This window comes from cyanobacterium endosymbiont of Epithemia turgida isolate EtSB Lake Yunoko, from assembly GCF_000829235.1.
GTDB lineage: Bacteria > Cyanobacteriota > Cyanobacteriia > Cyanobacteriales > Microcystaceae > Rippkaea.
This window is the reverse complement of the sequence record NZ_AP012549.1, coordinates 2,247,250-2,272,986: the sequence shown is the minus strand read 5'-3', so window position 1 is coordinate 2,272,986 and position 25,737 is coordinate 2,247,250. Positions and strand designations below refer to the sequence as shown.

General features: G+C 32.0%; 18 protein-coding genes, 1 tRNA gene and 1 other RNA gene. 9 read left to right on the top strand and 11 right to left on the bottom strand.

Annotation, left to right across the window (positions count from 1 at the left end; all coding sequences use genetic code 11):
• Positions 1-47 precede the first annotated feature (47 nt).
• The 4 genes from petB (at position 48) to ETSB_RS07040 (ending at position 3,948) form a co-directional block, all read left to right on the top strand.
• Positions 48-716, top strand: a complete 669-nt coding sequence (gene petB, locus ETSB_RS07055) for a cytochrome b6 (protein ID WP_044107123.1) — start codon at positions 48-50, stop codon at positions 714-716.
• 132 nt (positions 717-848) lie between these two features.
• Complete coding sequence (petD, locus tag ETSB_RS07050; protein ID WP_044107121.1) at positions 849-1,331, top strand: cytochrome b6-f complex subunit IV; 483 nt, start codon at positions 849-851, stop codon at positions 1,329-1,331.
• Positions 1,332-1,518: 187 nt separating this feature from the next.
• Positions 1,519-1,592 (top strand) — tRNA-Pro (locus ETSB_RS07045).
• 607 nt (positions 1,593-2,199) lie between these two features.
• On the top strand, positions 2,200-3,948 hold the full coding sequence (locus ETSB_RS07040; RefSeq protein ID WP_044107119.1) for an Rqc2 family fibronectin-binding protein: 1,749 nt from the start codon (positions 2,200-2,202) through the stop codon (positions 3,946-3,948).
• A 727-nt stretch (positions 3,949-4,675) separates the two neighbouring features.
• Here the strand turns inward: ETSB_RS07040 and ETSB_RS07035 are convergent.
• Positions 4,676-5,248, bottom strand: a complete 573-nt coding sequence (locus ETSB_RS07035; protein ID WP_044107116.1) for a peroxiredoxin — start codon at positions 5,246-5,248, stop codon at positions 4,676-4,678.
• A gap of 193 nt (positions 5,249-5,441) precedes the next feature.
• Here ETSB_RS07035 and ETSB_RS07030 point away from each other — a divergent pair, with 193 nt between their 5' ends.
• The 4 genes from ETSB_RS07030 to ETSB_RS07020 all read left to right on the top strand — a co-directional run bounded on the left by ETSB_RS07030 (position 5,442) and on the right by ETSB_RS07020 (position 12,322).
• The gene (locus tag ETSB_RS07030) at positions 5,442-5,858 is read left to right on the top strand and encodes a Fur family transcriptional regulator (protein WP_044107115.1); all 417 of its coding nucleotides are present in this window, start codon (positions 5,442-5,444) and stop codon (positions 5,856-5,858) included.
• Between the two features lie 1,819 nt (positions 5,859-7,677).
• Complete coding sequence (locus tag ETSB_RS07025) at positions 7,678-9,510, top strand: ABC transporter ATP-binding protein (RefSeq protein WP_044107114.1); 1,833 nt, start codon at positions 7,678-7,680, stop codon at positions 9,508-9,510.
• A gap of 76 nt (positions 9,511-9,586) precedes the next feature.
• A complete protein-coding gene (locus ETSB_RS10940) occupies positions 9,587-9,721 on the top strand; it encodes a MerR family DNA-binding transcriptional regulator (RefSeq protein WP_145972252.1) in 135 nt (44 codons plus the stop codon).
• Positions 9,722-10,051: 330 nt separating this feature from the next.
• Positions 10,052-12,322 carry a heavy metal translocating P-type ATPase gene (locus tag ETSB_RS07020; RefSeq protein ID WP_084220214.1) on the top strand — a complete coding sequence of 757 codons (2,271 nt, stop codon included), beginning with the start codon at positions 10,052-10,054 and terminating at the stop codon, positions 12,320-12,322.
• Positions 12,323-14,670: 2,348 nt separating this feature from the next.
• Here ETSB_RS07020 and ETSB_RS10035 read toward each other — a convergent pair.
• The 10 genes from ETSB_RS10035 to ETSB_RS10355 all read right to left on the bottom strand — a co-directional run bounded on the left by ETSB_RS10035 (position 14,671) and on the right by ETSB_RS10355 (position 23,754).
• Complete coding sequence (locus ETSB_RS10035) at positions 14,671-14,808, bottom strand: hypothetical protein (RefSeq protein ID WP_171816432.1); 138 nt, start codon at positions 14,806-14,808, stop codon at positions 14,671-14,673.
• 1,077 nt (positions 14,809-15,885) lie between these two features.
• The gene (locus tag ETSB_RS10695; RefSeq protein ID WP_332403822.1) at positions 15,886-15,969 is read right to left on the bottom strand and encodes a hypothetical protein; all 84 of its coding nucleotides are present in this window, start codon (positions 15,967-15,969) and stop codon (positions 15,886-15,888) included.
• 539 nt (positions 15,970-16,508) lie between these two features.
• Positions 16,509-17,111 (bottom strand): DUF4340 domain-containing protein, encoded by a 603-nt coding sequence (locus ETSB_RS07005; protein WP_044107112.1) that lies wholly within the window; start codon positions 17,109-17,111, stop codon positions 16,509-16,511.
• A 54-nt stretch (positions 17,112-17,165) separates the two neighbouring features.
• Positions 17,166-19,079 (bottom strand): GldG family protein, encoded by a 1,914-nt coding sequence (locus ETSB_RS07000; RefSeq protein WP_044107111.1) that lies wholly within the window; start codon positions 19,077-19,079, stop codon positions 17,166-17,168.
• Positions 19,080-19,125: 46 nt separating this feature from the next.
• Complete coding sequence (locus ETSB_RS06995) at positions 19,126-19,911, bottom strand: ABC transporter permease (RefSeq protein WP_044107110.1); 786 nt, start codon at positions 19,909-19,911, stop codon at positions 19,126-19,128.
• Between the two features lie 4 nt (positions 19,912-19,915).
• Entirely contained in the window at positions 19,916-20,887 is a 972-nt protein-coding gene (locus tag ETSB_RS06990; RefSeq protein WP_044107109.1) for an ABC transporter ATP-binding protein, read from the bottom strand.
• A gap of 861 nt (positions 20,888-21,748) precedes the next feature.
• Positions 21,749-21,845, bottom strand: an RNA gene (gene ffs, locus ETSB_RS09020) — signal recognition particle sRNA small type.
• A 47-nt stretch (positions 21,846-21,892) separates the two neighbouring features.
• The gene (gene gatC, locus ETSB_RS06985; RefSeq protein ID WP_044107108.1) at positions 21,893-22,189 is read right to left on the bottom strand and encodes an Asp-tRNA(Asn)/Glu-tRNA(Gln) amidotransferase subunit GatC; all 297 of its coding nucleotides are present in this window, start codon (positions 22,187-22,189) and stop codon (positions 21,893-21,895) included.
• Positions 22,190-22,466: 277 nt separating this feature from the next.
• Positions 22,467-22,622, bottom strand: coding sequence for a hypothetical protein (locus tag ETSB_RS10030; RefSeq protein ID WP_171816431.1), 156 nt, complete (start codon positions 22,620-22,622; stop codon positions 22,467-22,469).
• A gap of 1,036 nt (positions 22,623-23,658) precedes the next feature.
• Positions 23,659-23,754, bottom strand: coding sequence for a histidine phosphatase family protein (locus tag ETSB_RS10355; protein WP_232509882.1), 96 nt, complete (start codon positions 23,752-23,754; stop codon positions 23,659-23,661).
• A gap of 1,129 nt (positions 23,755-24,883) precedes the next feature.
• On the opposite strand from ETSB_RS10355, the gene ETSB_RS06980 reads away from it, so the two are divergent.
• Complete coding sequence (locus tag ETSB_RS06980; protein WP_044107106.1) at positions 24,884-25,633, top strand: TerC family protein; 750 nt, start codon at positions 24,884-24,886, stop codon at positions 25,631-25,633.
• Positions 25,634-25,737: the final 104 nt, after the last annotated feature.

The window sequence follows — 25,737 nt, the reverse complement described above, 5'->3', positions numbered from 1 at the left end:
GCCAATCAACCCTTGATCATTCATTACGATAGCGAATTATAGCTTCAATGTTCTCCAAACAAGTTACAGATTCTCCCATCTATAAGTGGTTTGATGATCGTCTTGAGATTCAGGCAATTTCTGACGACATCACAACTAAATACGTTCCTCCCCATGTAAACATTTTTTACTGTTTGGGTGGAATTACTTTAGTTTGTTTCTTAATCCAGTTTGCTACTGGATTTGCCATGACGTTTTATTACAAACCAACGGTTGTTGAAGCCTTTTCTTCAGTTAAATATATTATGTATCAGGTTAACTTCGGTTGGCTGATACGTTCAATCCATCGCTGGTCTGCCAGTATGATGGTATTGATGATGATCCTTCATGTTTTCCGTGTTTACTTGACTGGTGGTTTTAAAAAGCCTCGTGAGTTAACTTGGATTACTGGAGTTGTTTTAGCTGTTATCACCGTTTCTTTCGGTGTAACAGGTTACTCTCTTCCTTGGGATCAGGTTGGTTATTGGGCGGTTAAAATAGTTTCAGGTGTTCCTGCAGCTATTCCGGTGGTGGGAGATCAATTAGTTGAACTCCTTCGGGGTGGTCAAAGTGTAGGACAGACCACCTTAACGCGTTTTTACAGCTTACATACTTTTGTTTTTCCCTGGCTAATCGCAGTCTTCATGCTGCTGCATTTTTTAATGATCCGCAAACAAGGGATTTCTGGTCCTTTGTAAAGTACTTAAGGGTGGCCAGTAAACAGTTAATTTAATTAATTAACTATAAATCTTTAGTGATTAAAGACTGGTCACTAATGTTAGAAACACATCCTGCTGATTCTCAGTTTTGATAAGGAGAAATCTATACCAATGGCAACTGAAAAAAAGCCAGATTTTAACGATCCTAACTTTAGGGCAAAACTAGTCCAGGGCATGGGTCACAACTATTACGGTGAACCAGCTTGGCCTAATGACTTACTTTATATTTTTCCTGTGGTGATTCTTGGGACTATAGGATTATTAGTGGCATTAGCGGTTCTTGACCCCACTATGGTCGGTGAACCGGCTGATCCTTTTGCCACTCCTTTAGAAATTCTCCCGGAGTGGTATCTTTATCCTGCTTTCCAAATTTTACGGATTCTTCCTAACAAATTATTAGGAATTGCTTGTCAAGTGGCTATTCCTTTAGGTTTAATGTTGATTCCTTTTATTGAAAATGTCAACAAATTTCAGAATCCTTTCCGTCGTCCTGTAGCAACTACTATGTTTCTCTTTGCAATTTTTGTTACTCTGTGGTTGGGTGCAGGGGCAACTTTCCCCATTGATAAATCTTTAACCCTAGGATTATTTTAGAAAGTCTGACTATTTTTTGATAGATGCCTGAGGTTGCTTCTACGTCTTATGTCACAAGATAAATCGGAAGTGATCGCAGGCATCTTGATCTAAAACTTTAAGGAAGATCACAGCGAACAAAAAATTTTTTTTAGTAAAAGGTTGCATTGTAATTGGAATATGGTCTACAATTATAGCCTGCAGATAGCGGGGCGTAGCGCAGCTTGGTAGCGCACCACTTTGGGGTAGTGGGGGTCGTGGGTTCAAATCCCGCCGCTCCGATTTAATCGGAAATAATAGCTTTATATAGTGATTTAAGTTTATTTATCTATTAATTGTTGGCTAATTTATTGTCAAAACCAAGGTACTTTCACCATATTTCAAGCTTGTACAAGAAGGCCTCTGGGGATAAAGGAAAAATCCACTGTTAAGATATAACAGAGCTGATTATTATCTGAAACAATAACTATCAGCAATCAAAATTAAAATAGTTTTCCCGAAATATCCGGATGCAAGACCAGTTTACTTTTGACGCGCAAATTGAGAGAAGATTTTTTAGGTAAATTAAGTACAGGCAATTAGTCTAGTTTAAAAAAGCTAATAATTCATCGAGATTGTGTGTAAATCAATATGATTTAAATCTTTGCTTCCGTTTCTCTCTATTAATCTTCGTCAAACTCACGTTGCAAACATAAAGAGTTTAACAACACTTACTACCAGTTTTCTGCCTATTATTCTTAATAAATACTTTATATTTTTATAATATAGGTTGTATATTTAAGTTGATCTTGTCAATACGTAATTTTTAGTCCTGTTGTAGTTGGGGTAAATTTAAAAATTCGAGACAATGAGAACTTGAGAAATTATTGATTTTTATTGTTGAGACACTATGCAATCTTTTGATGTCACCACTTTAACCGCCATTTGTCGAGAACTCCAAATTTCTTGGATACCCTCTCGTCTTGAACAAGTTTATCAACATGACCGTCACACTATTTCCCTTGCCCTACGAACTCTTAAAAAACGTAGTTGGTTAACTATTTCCTGGCATTCTCAGGCGGCTAGACTATGTATTGGTGATTTTCCCCCCAATACTCCTGATACCTTTACTTTTAGTGATCAATTACGCCATCAACTGAATGGATATACCCTAACTTCTTTAGAAATGATTGCCCCTTGGGAAAGAGTTGTTGATTTACAATTTGCCAAACGACCTGGCGAGCCCCCTGTCTGGCATTTGTTTTTAGAAATTATGGGTAAATACAGCAACATTATTCTCACCGACGCTAAACAACAGATTATCACTGTTGGGCATCAAGTAACTGCTAATCAATCCAGTGTGCGTACGGTTAAAACTGGACAACCCTACGAATTTCCTCCTATTTTAACAGGAACTTTACCTAAGTTAGAGGAACCTTATGAACGTTGGCAAGAAAGAATTAGTCTCCTTCCTAAGGCATTAAAAAAGCAAATGTTGAATAGTTATTGCGGGTTAAGTCCAGCAGTTGCTCATTTGATGATCCAAACAGCTAATTTAGACCCCAAACAATCAACGGATACCCTAAGATTATCCGACTGGAATCGATTATTTGATTTGTGGCAAACTTGGCTAACTATTTTAGTTACAGCAGATTTTAAACCTGGATGGACAGAGGAGGGTTATACCGTTTTAGGATGGGGAATGGTGAAACCTGCCTCTGAGATACAAACTTTAATTAATCAATACTATCGAGATCAAATTAATTATCAAACTTTTCAACAACTACGTCATCAACTGTTGCAAAAACTCAGTTCTCTTCTTAAAAAACTGCGAGTTAAAGCATCTAACTTTACTCAAAAACTACAACAATCTATCGAAGCTGGTCAATATCGCCAACAAGGAGATTTATTGATGGCATATTTGCATTTATGGCAACCAGGAATGAAGTCTATTTGTTTGAAAACCTTTGAAACGGAAGAAAAGGTTGAAATCAATCTAAATCCTGAAAAAAATGCTGTCCAAAACGCCCAATATCTCTATAAAAAGCACCAAAAATTAAAACGAGCCTGTAGTATTGTTGAACCCTTATTAGCCAAGGTAAAAGGAGAAATTGACTACTTAGAACAGGTTGAAGAAAGTTTGAATCAATTAGATATCTATGACTCTCCCCAAGATTTGCAAACTATCCAGGAAATCCGAGAGGAACTCATTCAACAAAATTACCTGAAATCTCCTACTCAAAGTAGTTCTAGTTATTTAGACGAATCTCAACCGTGTCAATACATCACCCCATCAGGGCTAGAAGTCTGGGTGGGTCGTAATAACCGACAAAATGATCGCTTAACTTTTTGTACTGCAGGAGATTACGATTTATGGTTTCACACCCAAGAGAGTGTCGGAAGTCACGTTTTATTGCGCTTAGAACCAGGGCAAAAACCTAATGAAGTGGACTTACAATGTGCCGCAGATTGGGCTGCTTATTATAGTCGTGCTAGATTTAGCAAGCATGTCCCTATCGTTTATACCGAACCTAAATATGTTTATAAGCCTAAAGGATTTAAACCAGGAATGGTGATCTATAAGCGGGAAAAATTGCTGTGGGGACAACCGCATAAGACACAAACTTATCTGAAAAATCAGGGGGAGACAAAAAATTAATTTTTTCTATAAATACTACGAATAATGAAATAATGATGCTCGATGTCACAGTCTTTTCCCGTTTCGTCAAGTTGGTGTCTTGGAAAGACGCAACCATTATTCAAACAAAATTTTTGAAAGGATCAATAACAAGACTATTTTGAGCTACCAGTGATTACGGTCACTGGGTTTCTGTTTAATTAACTTTTTAATCAACATTTACCTCGACAACATTTACCTCGACAACATTTACCTCGACAACATTTATTAGATTGATCAGTTTTGTACTCAAACATCAGAATTTAGTTCCGACAAGGATTAGATTCAAGAAAAAAATTTATTTTGGGCTAGGGAACCAATATTTTTACTGTAGGGGTATAGTATTTATAGAAGTACGGACTACTATTAATGCACTCAGGGTTAATAAGGCTCATGTCAAGGTATTCAAGCCATAAAAGCTACTTCTTTGTATTTCTGATGTGAGCACTCACTCTACAAAGGTAGATTAAAGCACTCAAAGCCAATAAAGATCAAGGTTTTAAGGATTATAAAAAACAAATTAGCATCTACTTCAAAGATGTACCATTAATAAGCAGTTAAACTACCTATAGAACAGAATTGAATTCCGTGACAGCGCTGGAGACGACTGAGAAGCCTACTCCAGTTTTTTATTTTTAAAAAAAGTAGGGGGGAATGACTGTTCGCCCCTACTTCTAGATTTTGTACAAATTTTAAGTTTGATTATTAATTAACCGACAAATGCTTTACGGGGTTCAGAAACACCCTTGGATTTTGTTCCTTTGAGATAAGCTAACATAGTGTCAGCGTCAGATACTTCAAAGGGATCAGTAGGACAGTTATCGGAAAATTCAGGTTCCATGAAGATTTTTTCAATCTTGCAGTCGTTAACCAACATGGAATAACGCCAGGAACGCATTCCGAACCCGAGGTTAGACTTATCAACTAACATTCCCATTTTACGGGTGAATTCTCCGTTACCGTCGGGAAGTAAAAATACATTAGTGGCAGCTTGTTGCTTGCCCCATTGAAACATAACAAAAGCATCATTAACAGACAGACAAATGATCTGATCTACTCCTTGTGCCTTGAACTCTTTGTATAACTCTTCATAACGAGGTAAGTGGTTAGATGAACAAGTGGGAGTAAATGCCCCAGGTAAAGAGAAAACAACGACTTTTTTACCAGCAAAAATTTCTTGGGTGGTCAGATCTTGCCAACGGTAAGGGTTAGGTCCACTAACAGACTCATCACGGATGCGAGTCTTAAAGACAGCATGGGGAACTTTTTCAATGACAGCCATATGTTTTGTTACCTCACTTTGTTATGTAGTGTGATTGTATACAGTTTTTGCTGTAACTTTGCATAAGAATAGTTCTCATTTAAGAACTTGTCAAGGGTTTTAATAATCTAAATTCTAGGAAAAGTTACTACATAGAGTTGACGCTACAATGGGAATCGTTAAAATCTGGGAAAATTAAAGTCTAAAAACAAAAATGAGTGCTCACAAAAGTGAAATTGTGACAATCTTGAAGTCAAAAGGGTTGAGGATAACACCTCAACGCTTTGCCGTCTATGCTAATTTGCGATTGCGTGGAGATCATCCTACAGCCGAACAGATTTTGACGGATCTCAATAGAGAGATTTTTATTTCTTCTCAAGCGACAGTTTATAGTGCCTTGCAGACCCTAAGAGAAGTCAATTTGATTCGAGAAGTTTTGTTACAAGAGGGAGTCTCTCGATATGATGCGAATGTTTCTCCTCATCATCATTTCCGTTGTCGGAAATGTGAGAAAATAGAAGATATTAACTGGGATGCTTTTCAATCAATTAATCTGAATTCTCTTCGTGCTGGTTTAACTATAGACAGTTACGAAATTACAGTTCAGGGATTATGTGAAACCTGTCAGTAAATAAAGTTAATTGTCTGTTCGAAGAAGTTAACATAACAATATCGATATTCAAGGGTGTATTAGCATAACGCAACACACTCTTGAATTGTTCTAGGATGTACGTAAACTACAGTTTTAAATAAAACATAAAATAGAACAATTTCATTTTTAAAAGGGTTTTTAATACTTAAAATTTCTAAAAATTTTAATATTTTTAGACAGATTTCACGATTTTTTATAATTTTGAATACAACTCTTTGAGTTGGCAATCAATAAAGATATGTTAATTTAACCGCAATTAACTTATCTTTATTAATTGCCATAAAAGTATCGTTTGACAAAGTTATCAAACGATACTTTTATAATAGTTGCGATTATCTGATCCCAAAACTAATTTTTTGATGTGGTTAGGATGTCATCCTTGCTCTTATAGGGTTAACCCTGATTTTTGTTTGTCCCAATTAAAAAAATTAATTGGCATGTACTTGATTCTTCAGAAAAGTTGAGTGTTTTTTGAGAAAAATTGTGAAGAAAAGTAAAAATTATGACTGATACCCTCTAGGAAATAATAAGTACCATAAAAATTAAAGTGTATAGTCCTTTAATTCATCAAGTTCTTCCCCTAAAGTTTCATGATCAAATATAGTGTTTGCCAGAGTTAGTGATCTTGTACAAAGTAAAAAGCTTTAACTTTGTACTTTACTCTAGGATTCTATTTTTTGATAGAATAACTAATAATATAGAGTTGACTAAAAAATTAAATCTATGGCAGATGTGAAACACATTCTTTGGTTACAGTAAAGCAAGATAAAATGGTTAACATTGATAAAAAATACATTTTTTATCAATGTTTTAGTGGTAGTCAATAGTTACATTTTAGTTGGATAATTTAAATTTATAAAAATAAATTTTAGTTGATTATCTTTTTTTTAAAAAAAGATAATCAACTAATTCTAGCTTATCTATAAATTTTTCCTGTACATTGTAATACCTTTATTTTCACTATCTTACATTTAATTCCAATTAATAATATTGTGCTAATTGTAATAGTTAAGCTTGTTTGTAGTTTATTTATTTATATTTTTTTTAAAAAAAATACACAGGTTTTTAGTTATTCTAGAGACTCTATAATCCTCTGCTTTGGCATATTAATCACATTTTTACTATCAAAAGATAAAAAATAATAGACAATATAATTGCTCTTGAAAATTTCAAGAGCAATTATATTGTCTATTATAAATTTTAAAAATAAAATAGGGTTACGTTCAATATATTTAGAAATATTTGCTATTGTTAGCACATCATTAATTGCTCTTAAGCTTTACGGAACAATGGTTTTTATTAAAAATTTATTACTTACTCCATGGCAGTGGATATTTATTTATAAATAAATTATATTCTTAGGAAGTTAACTATATTAGTGTATGGAGTTTCTCCAAACTAGAACATCTAATGTATCTTGAGTTATCTTGTAGGTTTTCTATGTTTATTCTGGATGATCATCTTATTTTTTATGAGATTTATAATACAACTTAATATATTGTCAAAATTGTTATGATATAAATTATATTAACTGAATTAAACTTAATTTATTTAGTAGAAAAGAGTCAATTATTTAAAACAAAAAAAAGTTAATATATAAAAAAATGTACTTTTATTAAAATCAATAATCAGTAATTACTAATTAGTTAGTAGATTTATTACTCATGAAATGTTATTTTACTAATTGACATATCTATTTTTCTATGAATACCCCCTATTTGAGAAAAAAAATACTAACTGGAACTATGTGGTATTTTATTTAACTTACCTTAATCATAACCTCTTAACTATTAACTCTATGGCTATTTTTTCACCTATACGTCAACACAAAAACTTGAACTATCTCAATGAGAGTAATAGAAAACTTATCCTTAGACTAGTTCCTTATTTACATCGCCATATCCATTTATTGTCACTGGTGATGGGGTTACTTATACCATCAGCTACTGCTGGGGCGATACAACCTTTAATTCTTGGACAGGCTATCTCTCTTTTACGTCAGGAGTCTACATGGAAGTTTTTAAGAAATCTTTCTATAGAACAAGGCATAACATGGCTGAGTATATTATTATTAATCACAGTTATTATCCGTGTTTGTTGCACTTCTTTTCAAGGATATTTTATTCAAAAAATAGGTCAAATAATTATCGCAGACATACGTAAAAATTTATTTACTCATATTTCTTTATTAGGAATGAGCTTCTTTAATCGTACTCCAGTAGGAAGTTTAGTGACACGATTAACCAGTGATGTTGAGATATTAGGAGATGTATTTTCTAGCGGTGCAATTAGCGTTTTAAGTGATGGTATTTATATTTTCGCAATGATCATCATCATGATTACAGTACAAGTAGAATTAGCATTAATGCTGGTTTTAATGATGATTCCTGTTACTGTATTAATTATCTATTTTCAAAGTCAATATCGAAAAGCAAATTACAAAGCAAGAGAAGAACTTTCCACACTCAATTCTATATTACAGGAAAATATAGCTGGAATTAACGTTGTTCAATTGTTTCGCCGAGAACTTTTTAATTCAGAATTATTTCGTTCTACCAATGAACGATATCGCAAAAAAGTTGACGAAACAATTTTCCATGACTCGGCTGTTTCTGCAACCTTAGAATGGATTAGTTTAGTAGCAATCGCAGGAGTTTTATGGTTAGGAGGAGTTTTTATTGTCGATGAAGCAATTACTTTTGGTACTTTATCTGCATTTATTCTTTACGCACAACGCTTGTTTAATCCTTTGCGTCAACTAGCTGATAAATTAACCATGTTTCAAGCTGGATTTACAGCGATAGAACGTATTAGTGAGTTAATGAATGAAAAGATTAAAATTCTTGAACCTGAAGATAAAGTATACTCTTTATCAAGTTTCTATCAGCAGAATATAAGTGGTAAAATTTGTTTTGAAAATGTTTGGTTTGGTTATAACAAAGATAAGTATGTTCTCAAGAATTTAGATTTTACCATTCATGCAGGAGAAAAGGTTGCATTTGTAGGTCCTACTGGAGCTGGAAAAAGTTCTATTATTCGTTTATTATGTCGTCTTTATGATCCTATTCAAGGAAGAATTCTTATTGATGGCGTGGATATTCGAGAAATTTCTAAAACCGAACTACGGCGATATATTGGTGTCATCTTACAAGAAAATTTTCTTTTTGCAGGAGACGTTATACGTAACATTACTTTAGGAGAAAATTATTGTTTTGAACAGGTACAAAAAGCGGCTAGAATAACTAATATTGAGCAATTTATTGAGGAACTCCCTCAAGGTTATAAAACTAAAGTTCGGGAAAGAGGAACAAATTTGTCTGAAGGACAAAAACAATTATTAGCATTTGCTAGAGTAGCTATTCGTAATCCTCGCATTTTGGTTTTGGATGAAGCTACTTCTAGTTTGGACTTACAAACAGAGGTATTAATTCAAGATGCATTAGACAATTTATTAAATCAGAAAACCGCCGTTATCATCGCTCATCGACTTTCAACTATTCGGAATGTAGATCGCATTTTTGTATTTAAACAAGGTGAGTTACTGGAATCTGGAAATCATCAAGAATTATTAAAAAAAGGAGGATTATATAATGCTTTATACAAGCTACAAATAATGAAGAACAAAAAATAACTATTAGCTTATTAATTTTAAATTAACTAAAAAATCTACACCAATTAGTAGAAAAATATTCGTTATACCTACCGTTATGAATACAGTATCATATCTCAAAATTAGTGAATTGACCCAACAAACAGGTTTATCTACAGAAAATTTACGCTATTACAGCGACTTAAGCTTTCTTGAACCCGTAAAAAGAGATGAAAATAACTATTTTTATTAGATTTTAGAGATGAGTCAATAGATGAAATTTGTAGAAAAGCCTAATTTCTTAGCTTTACACTCAAAAAGATCAAGCCAATTTTCAGTGGATAAAGTTCGAAAAAACACTTTGTCATTTAGCACAAAGTTTGCTAGATAGTAAAATAAAAAACCTATAAATGAACATTAAGCAAATGATCTTTTTAAAACCTGAATTAGAGCAATATCAAACTAATTGGATAGCTCATCTCTATCCTTAGACTAATTTACTCAAATTTTTTCTTTAATTTTAAGTAAATCGTCAAATATTAGACAGTATACTTTTTTGAAAAATCTCAAAGCTATAATTCGAATGAAAACTTATCATTTAAAACTACAAGGAATGAGTTGTGCTGGTTGTGCTTCTGCGATTGAAAAAGTCATTCAAGAAGTGGAGGGAGTCACTCAAGGCAACGTTAATTTTGCTATCTCTCAAGCAACTGTAACCTATGATCCGACAAAGACCAATTTATCAGTTATTCAACAAGCAGTAAAAGACGCGGGTTATAATGCTTATCCTGTTTTAGAAAGAACGGACGAAGAAGACTTAGAAAAAACAAGAAAAGTAGCCCAACAACAAAAATTGAGATATAAATTGTTTGTCGGTTCTATTATTAGTATCTTATTAGTTATCGGGAGTCTTCCGATGATGATAGGATTAGAAATAGATTGGATTCCTTCCTTTTTACCTAATTTTTGGGTGCAATTTTTCTTGACAACTCCGGTTATTTTTTGGGTAGGTAAAGACTTTTTTGCCGGAGCTTGGAAGTCCTTTAAATTTCACTCGGCTAATATGGATACTCTAGTTTCTTTAGGTACTGGAGTCGCTTATCTATACTCTTTATTTACAACTATATTCCCACAGATTTTTGAATCTCATGGTATTGTTACAGAAGTTTATTACGAAACCGTTTCTGTAGTTATTACCTTAGTTTTATTAGGAAAAATGTTAGAACATAGAGCTAAGGCGAAAACCTCAGAGGCGATAGGGAAATTAATGGGATTACAAGCCAAAACAGCCAGAGTAATTCGCCATGAACAAGAAATAGATATTCCTATTCAAGAAGTAGTTGTGAACGATGTTATTTTAGTACGTCCTGGAGAGAAAATCCCTGTCGATGGCGAAGTGGTTGAGGGAGGATCTGCCATTGATGAATCAATGATAACAGGAGAACCTATCCCTGTTAAGAAAAAAGCAGGAGATGAGGTAATTGGAGCAACCATTAATAAGACAGGAAGTTTTAAACTTAAAGCGACAAAAGTAGGAAAAGATGCAATGTTGGCACAGATTGTTAAGTTGGTCCAAGATGCTCAAGGAAGTAAAGCTCAAATTCAACAATTAGCTGATCAAGTAACTAGATGGTTTGTCCCAGCAGTGATTGCCGTTGCCATTGCGACATTTGTAATTTGGTTTAATACAATGGGAAATGTCACCCTAGCTATGATTACAACAGTGGGAGTTTTAATTATTGCCTGTCCCTGTGCCCTGGGTTTAGCAACACCTACATCCATTATGGTTGGAACAGGAAAAGGAGCAGAAAATGGTATTTTAATTAAGGGGGGAAATAGCTTAGAACTAGCTCATAGATTAAACACTGTTGTTCTTGATAAAACAGGAACTATCACTCAAGGAAAACCTATTGTTACTAACTATATTGCTGTTAATGGTGTGGCTAATAGTAATGAACTAGAACTCTTAAAACTTGGGGCTGCTCTGGAAAAAAAATCTGAACATCCTTTAGCCGAAGCAGTGGTTAATTACGCTAAATCTCAACGAGTCAAGATACCGTTACCTGAAGTTATAAATTTTGAATCTGTTGTCGGAATGGGAGTTCAGGGGGAAGTTTTAGGGAAACTAGTACAAATTGGTACACAGAGATGGATGGATATGTTGAATATTAATACTCAATTTTTAGATGCCACCCGTCAACAATGGGAAAGTGAAGCCAAAACAACTGCTCTAATAGCTGTAGATGGACAACTTGAGGGTTTAATTGGTATTGCAGACGCAACTAAGCCTTCTTCATTAGAGGCCGTTAAATCCTTGCAGAGAATGGGGTTGGAAGTGGTAATGTTAACAGGAGACAATCAAAAAACTGCGGAAGCTATAGCTTCTGAAGTAGGTATTCAAAGAGTTTTTTCCCAAGTACTTCCTGATCAAAAAGCTAGTATCATTGAACAAATTCAACAAGAAAGAAATAGCTGTAAACGAGAAAAAAAAATTGTAGCAATGGTTGGAGATGGGATTAATGATGCACCTGCTTTAGCACAAGCTGATGTGGGAATAGCGCTCGGGACGGGGACAGATGTAGCAATGGCTGCCAGTGATTTAACATTAGTTTCTGGGGATTTACGGGGCATTGTCACGGCAATTCAATTGAGTCATGCCACTATAAGAAACATTAAAGAGAATCTCTTTTTTGCATATATTTATAATAGTCTTGGTATTCCTATCGCCGCCGGAATTTTATATCCTTTTTGCGGGTTGCTATTGAATCCTATGATTGCAGGAACAGCAATGGCTTTTAGTTCTTTTTCTGTGGTGACGAATGCTTTAAGATTACGAAATTTTAATCCCAAATAACTAATAAACTTAAGATTACTATAGTTTTTTGTTTTTACCTTAGCGGTTAGAATTTAGATAAAGTGATATGAGCACTGTTAAAAATTAATGTTTTTAACAGTGGTTAGTAAAATAGTCATCTTAAATTTATTTAAAATTGTAGGTTTCTACTTATTTACTGTTAACAAGCAGTTTCCTGATGAACAAAATAAAAATATTTTTTTTTGCCATGATAAGTCTTAGCTTGATACTAGGAAATATTTCTATTTCTTACGCTAAGATAAAACCTGGAGAAACTAATAGTCAATTCTATTATCTAGAACAACCCTTGCCATTAAAAATATTAGTAACATTGGGGGGAGTAGTATTAATTGGGACAGAGGTTTGGTGGTTTTCATTCAGTAGAATAAAATCCCCAAAAAACAATGTTAATAAACATACTTAAAAAGTTGTAGTCAAGGTTTATATATAAGTTTTTAGCAAGCTATTAACTTACTTCTAAATCAAGTAAGTTTAGTAGAGTTTATCCCTGATAAACTAGGACAATATATTTTATATTATGGGATGAATATTATGGTATAAATATATTTTAAGTAGTTTATAAATTTTAGATATTAAGTAAGTAAACTGAAATTAATTTAGAATAAAAAAGTAATCACTAGACACTAGTCTTGTTGAAAATTCATCTGATAAAATTAGAAGAGTGAGAATTATAGTTGACCAGTACTCCAAATATTTTCTCCAGAACGAGAATAAGAGCAAAAATATTATGTTTAAATACAAAAGTATAAAAAGTTTTAAAAAATTAAATTAGGTAATTAAACCGTGAAACACGTTTAGATGAACGGTTTTTATATAAATTCTTTAAGAAATAAAATGATTCTGAAATAATACGATAATTTTAAAAAAAATAAATAAATAACAACTAAATACAATAGAAATATATTTATTAAATAAAAGTTTTAATTATGTTATGATCTATTTAAGAGAATAATTTTAAAAAAATAATTTGGTTAAAATTTAAGATAAAGAGGTATCTAAAAGATATATATATTCTATTGAATTAAAACTTATAAATAAACCTAATATAATAAAAATTATTTTAAATAAAATTTTATAAAATAGATAAAAATAGACGATAAATAATTTAATTTAACTAAGGTAGTTTGACAAGGTATTGCTCGAAGTAGTGACTATAAACAATAGTAATTTAAGTAATATAAAACTAGCTATGTTATTTAAATTTATTAAACTAATATAGTTTATTTATTTAGTATTTTTGAGCTTGACTAATTACTTGTATCAACCCCCATCAAATGTTAAGAATATTAAAAATTATTTACTTAATTTTTAATATTCTTTAATAACTTATTAGAATAAGATTTACTTTTATAGCCTAAAATTAATAGCTAATAACTTCTAATTTTTTTATTCGTATTGTATTCTATCGTGACAAAAATTTTATTACTATAAAAATAGAATATTGTAATTATGGCAAGATTGTAAGCAGCACTTTTAGCTTTTTGTTCTTTATTTAAATATTTTTTAAACTTCACTCTTAAACTTTTTTCATTAAATAAAATTTATTTGTTATTACTTCAGTTTATAGCATTAATTGCTCGACAACATTATTATAGAGTTTATCAAAACTTATATTAACTTCTTTAATCTTAGTCAGAATAGATTTTTCTGAGTTTTTAACTATTTTATTTTTTATTAAAAATTTTTTGTTTCTATAATTTCTACGTCTACTCTCTAAGTTTTAAAAAAACGATTAATAAAATTGTTAACCGTTTCAATTGCTAAGATTTTTATATACTTATTTTTTGGCTTAGATACTTTAACATTATTTTTACTTCTTGTTTATTCACTTTTTACTATACTCTTAATGTTATTATTTAATATTTATTTGATATTTTTTATACGACTCAATTTTTTGTAGACATATTAGTATATTTTGTTTAACGATGATTATTTTAAAGTTTTATTATTTTTTTAAAAATAAAATTCATATCTTACTCGTGTTACTATATTATAATTACTTGTATTTAAAAGTCAATACTGGAATATTAACCTGATCTTTTTATTCAAAATGACTGCCAATAACTTTATTCAATAGTTTAAAATTAGCTCTACTAAGAATAGATAGTATTTTCTATTTATAAAAACAATTTTATTTAAATGTACTTTATTTGAATACCCTACATAATACTATTTCTTATAAGTGTATTAATTGATTTACGCATTACCTTTACCTAAAGATATAGACTAATATATCTGCGACGATGTGTTATTTAAATTTTTTAGCTAACTGATCACTTGCACTACGGTTATCTTCAAAGGTGATAAAAGTATAGATGTTTTCCCCTTTATTTAAAACCATGGGGAACTCCCACCACCAAAGCTTTAGCCAGCTTACTATTAGACTCAAACGCTGATTCTAACTGCATTAACCCTAAGCGGTGTACCTGGGCTGAGATATTCAGGACATCATCAACTCGTTCCATAATCTCAAAATAGCCATCTTTATCTTGACGCGCATCATCTTCGGTAAAATAAACACACTTCCTGTCTACTCAAGAAATGGAATAAGACCCCAATAAGTCTTCTTAAAACTTCAAGGTTATTATAAACAGTATCACTTGCTCTATCTACTATATCCGCTGCAATAACGAAGAGTTGCTGATCTAGGTTTGATGGATATAGCTCCGGGTAAGACCGTAATCATTACGATTTTTATTTCCGTTCGTCACCATGTATCAAAAATGGGACCTTATGCACTTCCAATGACTCGCTGAGATCACATCCAAGCCTCGGGGTTAATGAATGGTATAGTCAAAGGTTCCTAATAAGTGTAAGAAAGACAGATTATGTGAGTTGAGAACCGCTCCTCGTGTTTTTATTAAAGTGGGAGAAGAAGTTGAGGTAGTATAAAATATATTAACCCAGGTTGTTTCTAGGATAGAGTAGAAACAACCTGGGTTAGAAGTGCGGGGAAACCATTCATATATTAGATTGGTAGCGCCATGCCATTAAATAGCGACTATAGACAACATAACTATGCCCAACGATCTAATCAACATCCGCAGTACACTAATGGACATCCATATTCTTTAAATAAAAGATCCATTTTGTAGTTATGTGAGTGTAAAGACTATACTCTTTCTGTAGTGATATGCACAACTCTCTTAGGTTTTTTAGGACTACCACTGGTGTAGAGGATAAATTAGACTATTTTCACTATCAATCACTTCAGCAGGATAGTCTCTAGAAATATCTTTTTAAAAACCATACCATCAATAATCCCTTTTATTGTCCATATTGACGGTTTTTTTGTGTGTTCAACAACGATTATTTTCTCAATTTAATTTGTCCCCTGTTCCAGGGCTAAATCAAATTGAGATTTGATAGAAACTACTCAATCTTTGCAAAATCTGTCGTAAGTTGCAACAACTATTTTTACTTGAATATCTTTCAGGTGATTTCTTAACACTTCGGTACTAAATCCCTCGAATACAACACCATGCTAGCTTGTACCCCCATTGGGGTACAAGCTAGCATGGTGTTGTGGTGTCGCCAGGTGGTTAAATGGCGATCAAGAAATTGTAGGAAAGGTTAAGTTCACCTCCAACAAACCATCTTACAAAGAGAGATTGCCAGTAAAGGATTCGATTCTACTTTGTGAACAAATGTAATTTTTGTTCGTCTAATTGTGCCAAACAAATTTCAGGATAAGATTTTTATTTTTTATATAATTGCTTATATCGGTTTAAGTTGCCAATATGAATATTTTGAGAGAATTAAGAGGACTAATTGAACCATCTTTTTTTCGTAGTATGGACTCAATATTTTTTTATAACATAGTAGATAAATTATCTAATTAATTTTGTAGTTGATATTAATTTATAGTAAAATTCAATTTTTGTTAAATAGGATTTGAGTCAATAAGTTAACTTTTTAAAAGTTAAACTCAGAAAAATAATCAAGCAAATATAAAATTTCATCCATATTTAATTACTCAATAAAAAAGTTAATTTCAAACTAAAAATACATCGCCTGTTTTCTAAAGAAATAATTTATATTTTACTTTGAATTAAATTAAGCTAAAATCACTCGTTATCTGTTTTTTTCTTTTTTTAAAAAAAAGTTATTTTAGTCCATCATGAAAGTGAACTTCTAAGTTTCTTAAGGTCTAAATTTAGATTGACTACTTCTTTAAGTCTATATCAATATTTTCTGATCTGTTTGATGATTCATTTATTTCCAACCATTCCTCTATTTCTCTATCAATTGCATATCGATAGTTTTTAGAAACTAAACTAATAATTAGCTCTGCTGTATCTTGGTTATTAGTATCTACTTTAGCATATAAAAAGCTATCATTAAAATCTGAATTTCCTAAGACTATCTGATGCTTATTCCCATTATTTAGTATTACTTCTATAGTTGCTAATGGTTTGTTCATACCATAATCTTTCTGTTGATTAGTGGAAATTGTAAAGCGGCGATCACTTTCTCCAGTGACCAATAGATTAATTAAAAATGAAATAGTTGCATCATTAGCAGTTCCTTGTTTAGGTTCAGTCATTTTCCAATACCCTTTATTATCTTCAGTTCGTTGGAACTTTAAAGTATCTTGTTTAATTTGAACGGTGATATTTTTGATGTCTTCTTCGGTAAAATTGAACAATTTGTTATCGTTTGATTTAATTTGTGATTGTTGTTTAACTTTAATTTCGTAAGTATATACAGCAGTGCATAAAAAGACAGCAACAATCAATAAACTCCAAGTTTTTTTCTGTAACTTCATAAGTTTTCTAAACTATTTAGATTCTAATTTAGAGTTAAATATTTTATCCATCTTTCACCGTCTACGTAACCAAGTCATAAAACCGGCAAGAAACCCTCCTAACGGAAAAAATATTAATGTTAGAAAAGTCAATAATCTTGCTTGTACTGGAGTTAAATTTATCCGACGATTTTTCGCTTCTTTAGGACGGATTGATAAGGGTTGATCATTTTTACTCACTAACCATTGAACTGAATTCAAAAATACATCACCATTAAGTTGTTGATTAAATAAACTATTAGTAATGAACCTTGAATTACCAATTATGACTAAACGAGATTCAATTGTATCAGGATTTTTAAGTGTTGTTTTTTTCTGATTTTCTTCATAAAATGAATTATTTTCTTTAGTTTCTATTGTTTCTAAAAAAGAATACAAATCACTACCTTGGACATCAATAATACTAGGAACTAATCTAATTTTTACATTATTTGAAGAAATAGAAGACATTGAGAGTTCTCGCCTTTTTGATGGAGTTATCATAGAGAAAGAATTAGGTATGAATGTAATTTCTGTCTCTTTAGGAAAAGAAAAAGAAGTTTCTTTTCCTCCTTTTTTAGGTAGTTTTTTCTCCATGTATTTTTCTGCATGAGAAGGGATTAGAGAATCTTTATTTAGTTGACTAGAAGAAGGAGATAATTGAGATTTCTGCTTTTTATCTGGACCAATTTGACGAATCAAAACAACTCCTAAATCAAACGGACCGGCGATGTCTTGAGTTTCATCAAAGGTAAGCTTCTCAGATTCTACATTACTTTCAGCCCACATTTGTTCACTAGCGATTAATAAAGAAGTAGCTTCTACGTTTTCTACTTTAATAGTATCAATAGGACGTGCTAATGGATAAAACGAAATTCCGTTATTAAACTCTTTCGTAATGGGGTGATTTCCATAGGTATTAATCAAAGGAGTTACTGGACCAAAACCAACTAAATTTCCTCGCCCTGAACCATCTACTACAATACGATTATCTAGTTTGACTCCCCACTTCTCTAAGATAGGTTCTAACCCTGTTTCAATATTAGGATTAAGTAATAAAAAAAGATTCCCTCCTTGATCTGAATAAGTCTCTAATGCTTTAACCTCTTGTTCGAATAATTTGCGTTGAGAACCTGCAATAATTATTGCATCTGCATCATCAGGAATCTTAGGAGACATTACTAAATTGAGAGGTTTAATATTATGTCCTTTATTTTTTAAACTGTTAACAGCTATAAAAATACTATCCTCGTGAGATTCTTCTAAAGAATATTCTCCATGTCCCTGAAGAAAATAAACTGTAGGAATATAATTACGCTGAATTTTTTCAATAGCATTAGTTAATTTTATTTCAGACAAAGGTTCCTGAGTATTAAACTGGAGCAAGGTTTGTACTAACTGTCTTTTATTTCTATATTCTAGGTATACATCTCCTAGTGAATTAACATCAAATCGTTTAGTTAATCCAAGGTTAGTGTCAGGATCAATAAATTCAAATTTAAACTTTTCATTATAGCGACGGTAATTTTCTAATAAATTTTTATCTCTAGGATCAGGAGCTTTTACAAATAACCATACTTTGACAGGTTCATTAATATTTTGTAAAATTTTTTGAGTTTGTAAAGAAACAGTAAAGAGTTGATTTTCTGTTAAATCAATTGGGTTTAAATAACGAGCTGCTAAGAAGTTAATTATTCCTAAAATAATTATTAAAGACAGAGTAGATATTAAAGCATTAGTCCCTGCTTGACTTGATCTTCTCTGCCAGAAACTTCGTCGAGCAATCAATAGATATGATAGCCAAATGATAATAAAAGTACTTCCAGTGACAATTAAACTAACATATAGAATTGACCCACTTTTAGTCATCGATTCTGCTATTAAACCTGCTACAGTCATAACTAGTCCTGGAATCAACAAATATTTCAAGACTTTACGGTAGTTAAACATTTTTTTCGGTTTTATTTGATTGAAAATATATAGATTACAGCAAATTCTAACTTCGTTGAAATCTTAAAATTTCTATGGATTGAGCTGTTAGAAAAATACCGATGAGAATATAACTTGCAAATAGAACTAAACTACTGGGTTCTAAAACACCTTTAACGAGATTACTGTAACTATCAAAAAGAGAAAGATGAGATAAAATACTACTTAATGGTTCAATTATACTATTAGCTACCAAATCTATAATCCAAAGAAAAAGAATTAAAATAAATGTAAGAATATAGGCCAGTATAGAACTATCTGTTAAAGAAGAAACAAACATTCCTAGCGACAAAATAGCTGTAGAAATAAGGAATAAAGACAAGTAATTTAGTAAAATAATTTGTAGACTAACTGGGGGATTAGCAGCACTGAAGACAATGATTTCCCAGATCCAGATAGGAACCATCAATACGATAAGAAGGCTAATAACTCCTAAAAGTTTACCAAAAGCAACCACCCAATTATTCACTGGAGAAGTAGCTAAAAGTTCTAAAGTACCTCGCTTACGCTCTTCGGAATACAATCCCATAGATAGTGCGGGAAGAAGTACTAAGAACAGAGAAATGATGACTCCTGAAAAGGCTTCCAAAAATTGACTAGCAACATCAACAGACCGAGAAATTTGTCCGCTTTGTTCGAGAAAGCTAATATCTTGGGTCAATTGGTCGAGAATTGAATTAAAAAAGAATCCTGAAATTAACCAAAAAAATGCTGCAATAATATAGGCAAAAGGAGTATAAAAATAACTTTGAAATTCCTTACGAACAATGGCAGTTAAATTAGCTAAAATCATATATCTATTGGTTATTTACTACTTCTGATTCTTCGGTAAGCAAGTTTAAGAACACATCCTCTAATGTAGGACGAGTACGACGCATTTCGTATAAGGCTAACCCTCGATTAATAATTAAGGCTGCAATATCTCGTCCTGGTTCTATATTTAAATCAGCTGTTAAATGAACTAAATAGTGATTTAATTGACAATTTTTTGCGTTTTCTTTGTCTTTAATAAGAATATTAGAAATACCTTGAATTTCTTCCAATAGAGATTTTATGCTATAAATATCTCCTGACACTTCTAGTTCATATCCGCCACTTTTGGTTAATTGAGACATTAAATTATTTGGGGTATCAATGGCAACTATTTTTCCTTTATTAATAATGGCTACGCGGTCACAAGTCATACTAACTTCAGGTAGAATATGAGTAGACAGAATAATAGTATGTTCTCCGGCTAAACTTTTGATTAGATGGCGAACTTCAATAATTTGTTTTGGATCAAGTCCGACAGTAGGCTCGTCTAAAATAATAGCTGGAGGGCTGTGAATAATCGCTTGAGCGATTCCTACCCTTTGTTTATAGCCTTTAGAAAGTTTACGAATAAGTACTTTACGTTTATCTTCGAGTTGACAGCGTTCCGTTGACCATTTAACTCGCGAAAGGCAGTCTCCGACTGCTATTCCTTTAATTCTTGCCACAAACATTAAAAAACCTTCCACTGTTAGATCAGGGTATAAAGGAGGGTTTTCAGGAAGATAGCCAATACGCCGTCTCACTTCCATTGGCTGTTCATGGACATCATAGCCACTAATTTTAGCGGTTCCACTGGTAGCGGGAATATATCCTGATAAAATCCTCATGGTAGTAGTTTTTCCTGCACCATTTGGACCCAAAAAACCAAGTATTTCTCCTGTTTTCACAGAGAAGTTCACATCTTTGATGGCGGCTGTGGAACCATAAATTTTACTCAGACGTTCAACTTCAATCATAGTTAATAAATAAAAAAATTATATCAAATGTCGATCGTAGATCTTATCAAAGAGATGATCACTTCTGAGAAAAAACTGTCAGTTGAAGGAATGATTACTCAACTAAAGGGAAACTAGGTTATATTTTCACATCAAATATACTCTCCTTCTAAAGGTATCACTAATCTAGTTAATTTAAGAGTATCATTAATCTGTTTAGTTTCTGGTTAAATACAGTTGAGCTATCTAAATAATTATTTAATAGCTCAAAATACGCTGATTATAAAAATAATTTTTATTCAGATAAACTTATACAACTTAAATAAGTAATCTTAAGTAAACTTAGAATTAATCAGTAATTTAAAAAAGGAAATTACTGAATAATAAATTGCCTAAAAATTTAGCTAGCATAACTAATATACTAAGAACTACATAAAGTTAACTTATAACCTAAAAATTTTCCATAAGTAAGCACAATAGTAGTAATATCATTTCCTAACATTAAGAAGATTAAATATAAAAGAAAAAGCAAGGATATTAGATAAAATCATCTAGTCAAAATTGCGATTTAACTAGGACTTATGCTGAAGTTAAGTAATAGTTTTTCTGAGATAGACATCGCAATAGACTAGATCAAATATCCAAGAACTTCCAAAAGATCCCAAAGGGGAGTCTAATTAACATTAGAATATTTGACGACTCTCGTTGTTAACTTTATTGCGAAGAGGCGGAGCAAATATTAAGACATTTTATTTTATTAAATGAAGCTAATTTTTTACTAATGCTTGAACAACAGCAATATTCCACAACTATAATTAAGTCATTTTCATGACACTAATTTGCTACTGATGAAGACAATAAATATGTTACCGCATACGCAGCAGGGGCTCGGAGTCCACGCCTATTGCAAGCATCCCGTGTTGCTGCTACCTTCCGGCCCTGACAAGATTTGGGCGTTGCAATCGCATGGGTCCGAGCTAACTATCAGCATAACATGTAATTTAAAAATTTAAAGTTCTATAAGAATTATTCTTCGTCACTTTTCAAAATTTGAGGGACTCGGAAGAACTCTCCTTCTTGTTCCGGAGCTTGTTTTAAAAGGGATTCACGGTCACTGCAAACAGTTGAACTATCACTGCGGGTAATGTTACTTAATTCGATTGCCCTAGTAGTGGGAGGAACATTTTCGGTATCAAGTTTACTTAACTGATCAAAATATTCCAAAATACGGTTCAATTGAGGGGCAAATTCTTCTTCCTCTGTGGGAGTTATATCTAATCTTGCTAAATGAGCAATTTTTTGCACTTGTTGGCGATCAATCATTTATTTTTTCCATAAATAGGGAATACTCAAAAAGTAAAATATCACAAAGTTCAGAAATGAACGTTATGATATTTTAAACCAATTTAAAGCTTCAGTGTGATTATTCGAAGCTAAATAGATCACTTATTTACGATATTCAGCCGCTTTATAAAATAAAGTTTTATCCTTCTTTATTTTTTTTCATTGATAATAGTAGATAATAGCAATATTATTCAAAGCTGAGGATATAGATAAAGTCAGATTAACAGATTTTTTTATAGTATTATAGAGCTTTAGTTCACTTTCCATTTATAGCATAAATAATGCTAATTTTGCAGAAAAGGTAGCCATAATCATTAAAAGCTGTTTCTAAATTGGAAGCTCCATGACAATTATCTAACGCCTCAGAATATTCTCCACTTGTTTGAGCGAATATTCCATTACTATGATGCACAAAAATTAATTTTACTAGTTGTTAAAATTTTTAAAAAATATTAGATATTATCGTAAATATTTTATTAAGTAAGTTATCATTGCGCTGATTTATGGGAATTGTAATTTAATCTTGCCAAATAATGTTAGCTACTGGACAAAATTATTTCAGTAGCTAACATTATTGCCAGCTAAAATGGTGTAGAATTGATTAAAAATACATTATATAGGTTAATTTAAATTAATTAAAACTTGAAAAATAAATCTAATAGATAAGAAAAATTTATCTTGGATTTTGTTCCTTTTTTACGGAAAAGTATCGAAGACTACCAAAAACACAATACTTGGGAAAACGAAGGCTTCGCACAGCTAATAGCACTAAATTATGTATTTCCTTAATTTATAAGCTATTTTTTTGTAGGATATTCATCAAAACAGTGTCTTAGCATCATTCTAATAACTACTTCATGATTAATAGTAAATTTAATTGTCATAGTGTTTCTAGTTTATTTAAAATACAGAACTGACTGTAGCACTTTCTCTACAATAGTTATTGATTTTGGTAAATACGTTACTAATATTTTAATTTATTTTGTGTATTTTGGTCGGGCATAAAAAAGTGTAGTGACACTATTTTTTATTTTTTAAAAATCATTCTCTGTTTTATTCAGACAATAAGTGTCCCCATTTAATTTCAATGTCCAGCGCTTGTCTTCATGAAGAACTTCAACTAAACAACATAAAGTAGGTTTGATTTTAGGGGTTTCCTCTACTAACCACAAGTTGTTTTTAACACCGATACCCAATGTACGACTAATTAGTTATTAAAAAATTAGTTACTAATTTTTTAATAACTTCTTCTGTTCCTTGCATTACTTTAGTTTCAGTTTTGAGATATTGGGGACCAATTTTGAGAAGTAATGCCAATTAACCCGAGAATATTCTTTATTTAAATAGTCGGGGTGGTGTCTTGTTGGATGTTCACTCATCCATTCCGGATTGTGCCATTTAGCAAGTCTTGCTTCTAGTTTAATCTCAATATCAAGAATTTCCGCTACCTAATGGGCAGTTTGAATAGTTCTTGAAAAAGGTGAGGCAAGAATATGAACGATATTCTCTGATTTTAGCCGCTTTACTAATTGTTGAGCTTGCATAATCCCGTCATCAGAGAGGGGAAGATCCTAAGTATGTTCAGCCGTATTAAACCACTCTTGGTTGACAAAATCTAGACGATTACTATGCCTAACAATCCAAACGGTCTGATTAGAATTCATCAATTTTAAGTACCTCTTAATTCTTCTTTCTAATTCCCAATGCATTGATCTATAGTTTGCAGAAAATACTGTAAACTCGTAAATACTTCTAATTTATCAGGTCAAAAGCTGTTATTGTTGGTTTCATTTTCGGGCACGGTTTTAGAAGAGATTAATTCTAAGGTTTCCCTCATAGTTTTTGGGGGTTCTTAATCATTTATATTCACAGTCAGATTTTTGTTTGGGTTACATATTCCAAGGAGCAGACGATAACAGTCCCATTTAATGCGCTGAAATAGCACGCACTAGTCTTTTTGAAAACTATTTCTGTATTTTACAGGTGACATAGCCAATACCTACAATGAGAATATCTGTGATAATTGGGAAATTAATAACACCACAAAGCGATCATCTGCTAAGTTACATAATTTTTCCACTATCTTCACTTCCAGCAGTCAGGGAGAAAAAATCAAAAAGCTTTGCTCTATGATCAAAAATTTGAGTTTTTAATGATTTAACCCAACTTCCAAAATCAGTTACCAGAAAGGAGGTTTCTCTTCAATCTCGACGAGCTAAAGTCACAGCCCTTGTATCAAAAAAAATTACTTTCAGACCTGACATATTTTTAAATATAGAGGTACATGCTAGATTTAAAGATTAGGATTAAAAAGTAATTTTAAGTATAGCTAATTAAACTGAAATACTTTTGATTTAGTTTTTGACAGCTGATCTCGTCGCTTAGATAATAGCCACTTCTAAAGTGGCTGGTACTACAAACTGAGCAAAACTGCTAATCCATCAAAATTTTCCGGACTATTATGACATATTTTCTCAACCTATTTTAGGCTTAGATCCCTACTGTATCTGTTACACTTTCTCTCTTTAGTTTGCCTCTTCAGTTTCCCCCTTTACTTTTCCGAGAGAAGATCATTTATGATTAAACAAGAATCAAATTAATATCGATTTGATTTCAGCTCGATTTCGTGCTCATGCCCTCATTGAATAATCTCAATTTAGTAACTATTTTTTAATGCTAGACCAGATCGTCGATTCTTCCCTTATATTTAGTCTCAAGACCATCCTGATATTTTTAATTCTTGTTATTTTAGAGGTTGTTTTATCTGCCGACAATGCCATTGCTTTGGCTGCCATTGCCCAAGGATTACCAAATAGAAAATCACAAAAAGATGCCTTAAATTTAGGCTTAGTTTTTGCTTATATTCTACGAATGGCTCTAATTTTAACAGCGACTTGGGTGATAAATTTCTGGCAATTTGAGTTATTAGGAGCATTATATTTGCTGTGGTTAGTGTTCAATTATTTTACTTCTCAAAAAGAAGAAGAACATCATCACAGTTTACAATCTCAATCGTTATGGCAAGTGATTCCTTCAATTGCAATCACAGATTTAGCATTTTCTCTTGATAGTGTCACCACTGCAATCGCTATTGCTGATGATCTTTGGTTAATTCTTTTAGGGGGAACAGTCGGGGTTATTACCCTAAGGTTTTTAGCCGAATTGTTTATCCATTGGTTAGAGGAATATAATCATCTTGAAGACGCAGGTTTTGTGACTGTGGGGTTAGTTGGAGTTAGACTTTTAATGCGGGTAATTAATACTGACTTTGTACCTCCTCAATGGTTAATGATCAGTACTATAGCAATGTTATTTTTATGGGGATTTTCTCAACGATCTTCTGAAACAATAGAACCTCACAAAGTCACAATAGAAGACTTAGAACTTAAGGAACACGAGGAGTGTGAAAAAATTTCCTCATAGTAAGGGATTTATGGCTGATACCACTTAATAAGAATATAAAAGGAATCACAGAATTTTACTCTGAAATAAACTCCAAAACATTAACTCTGAACTAGATGAATTAC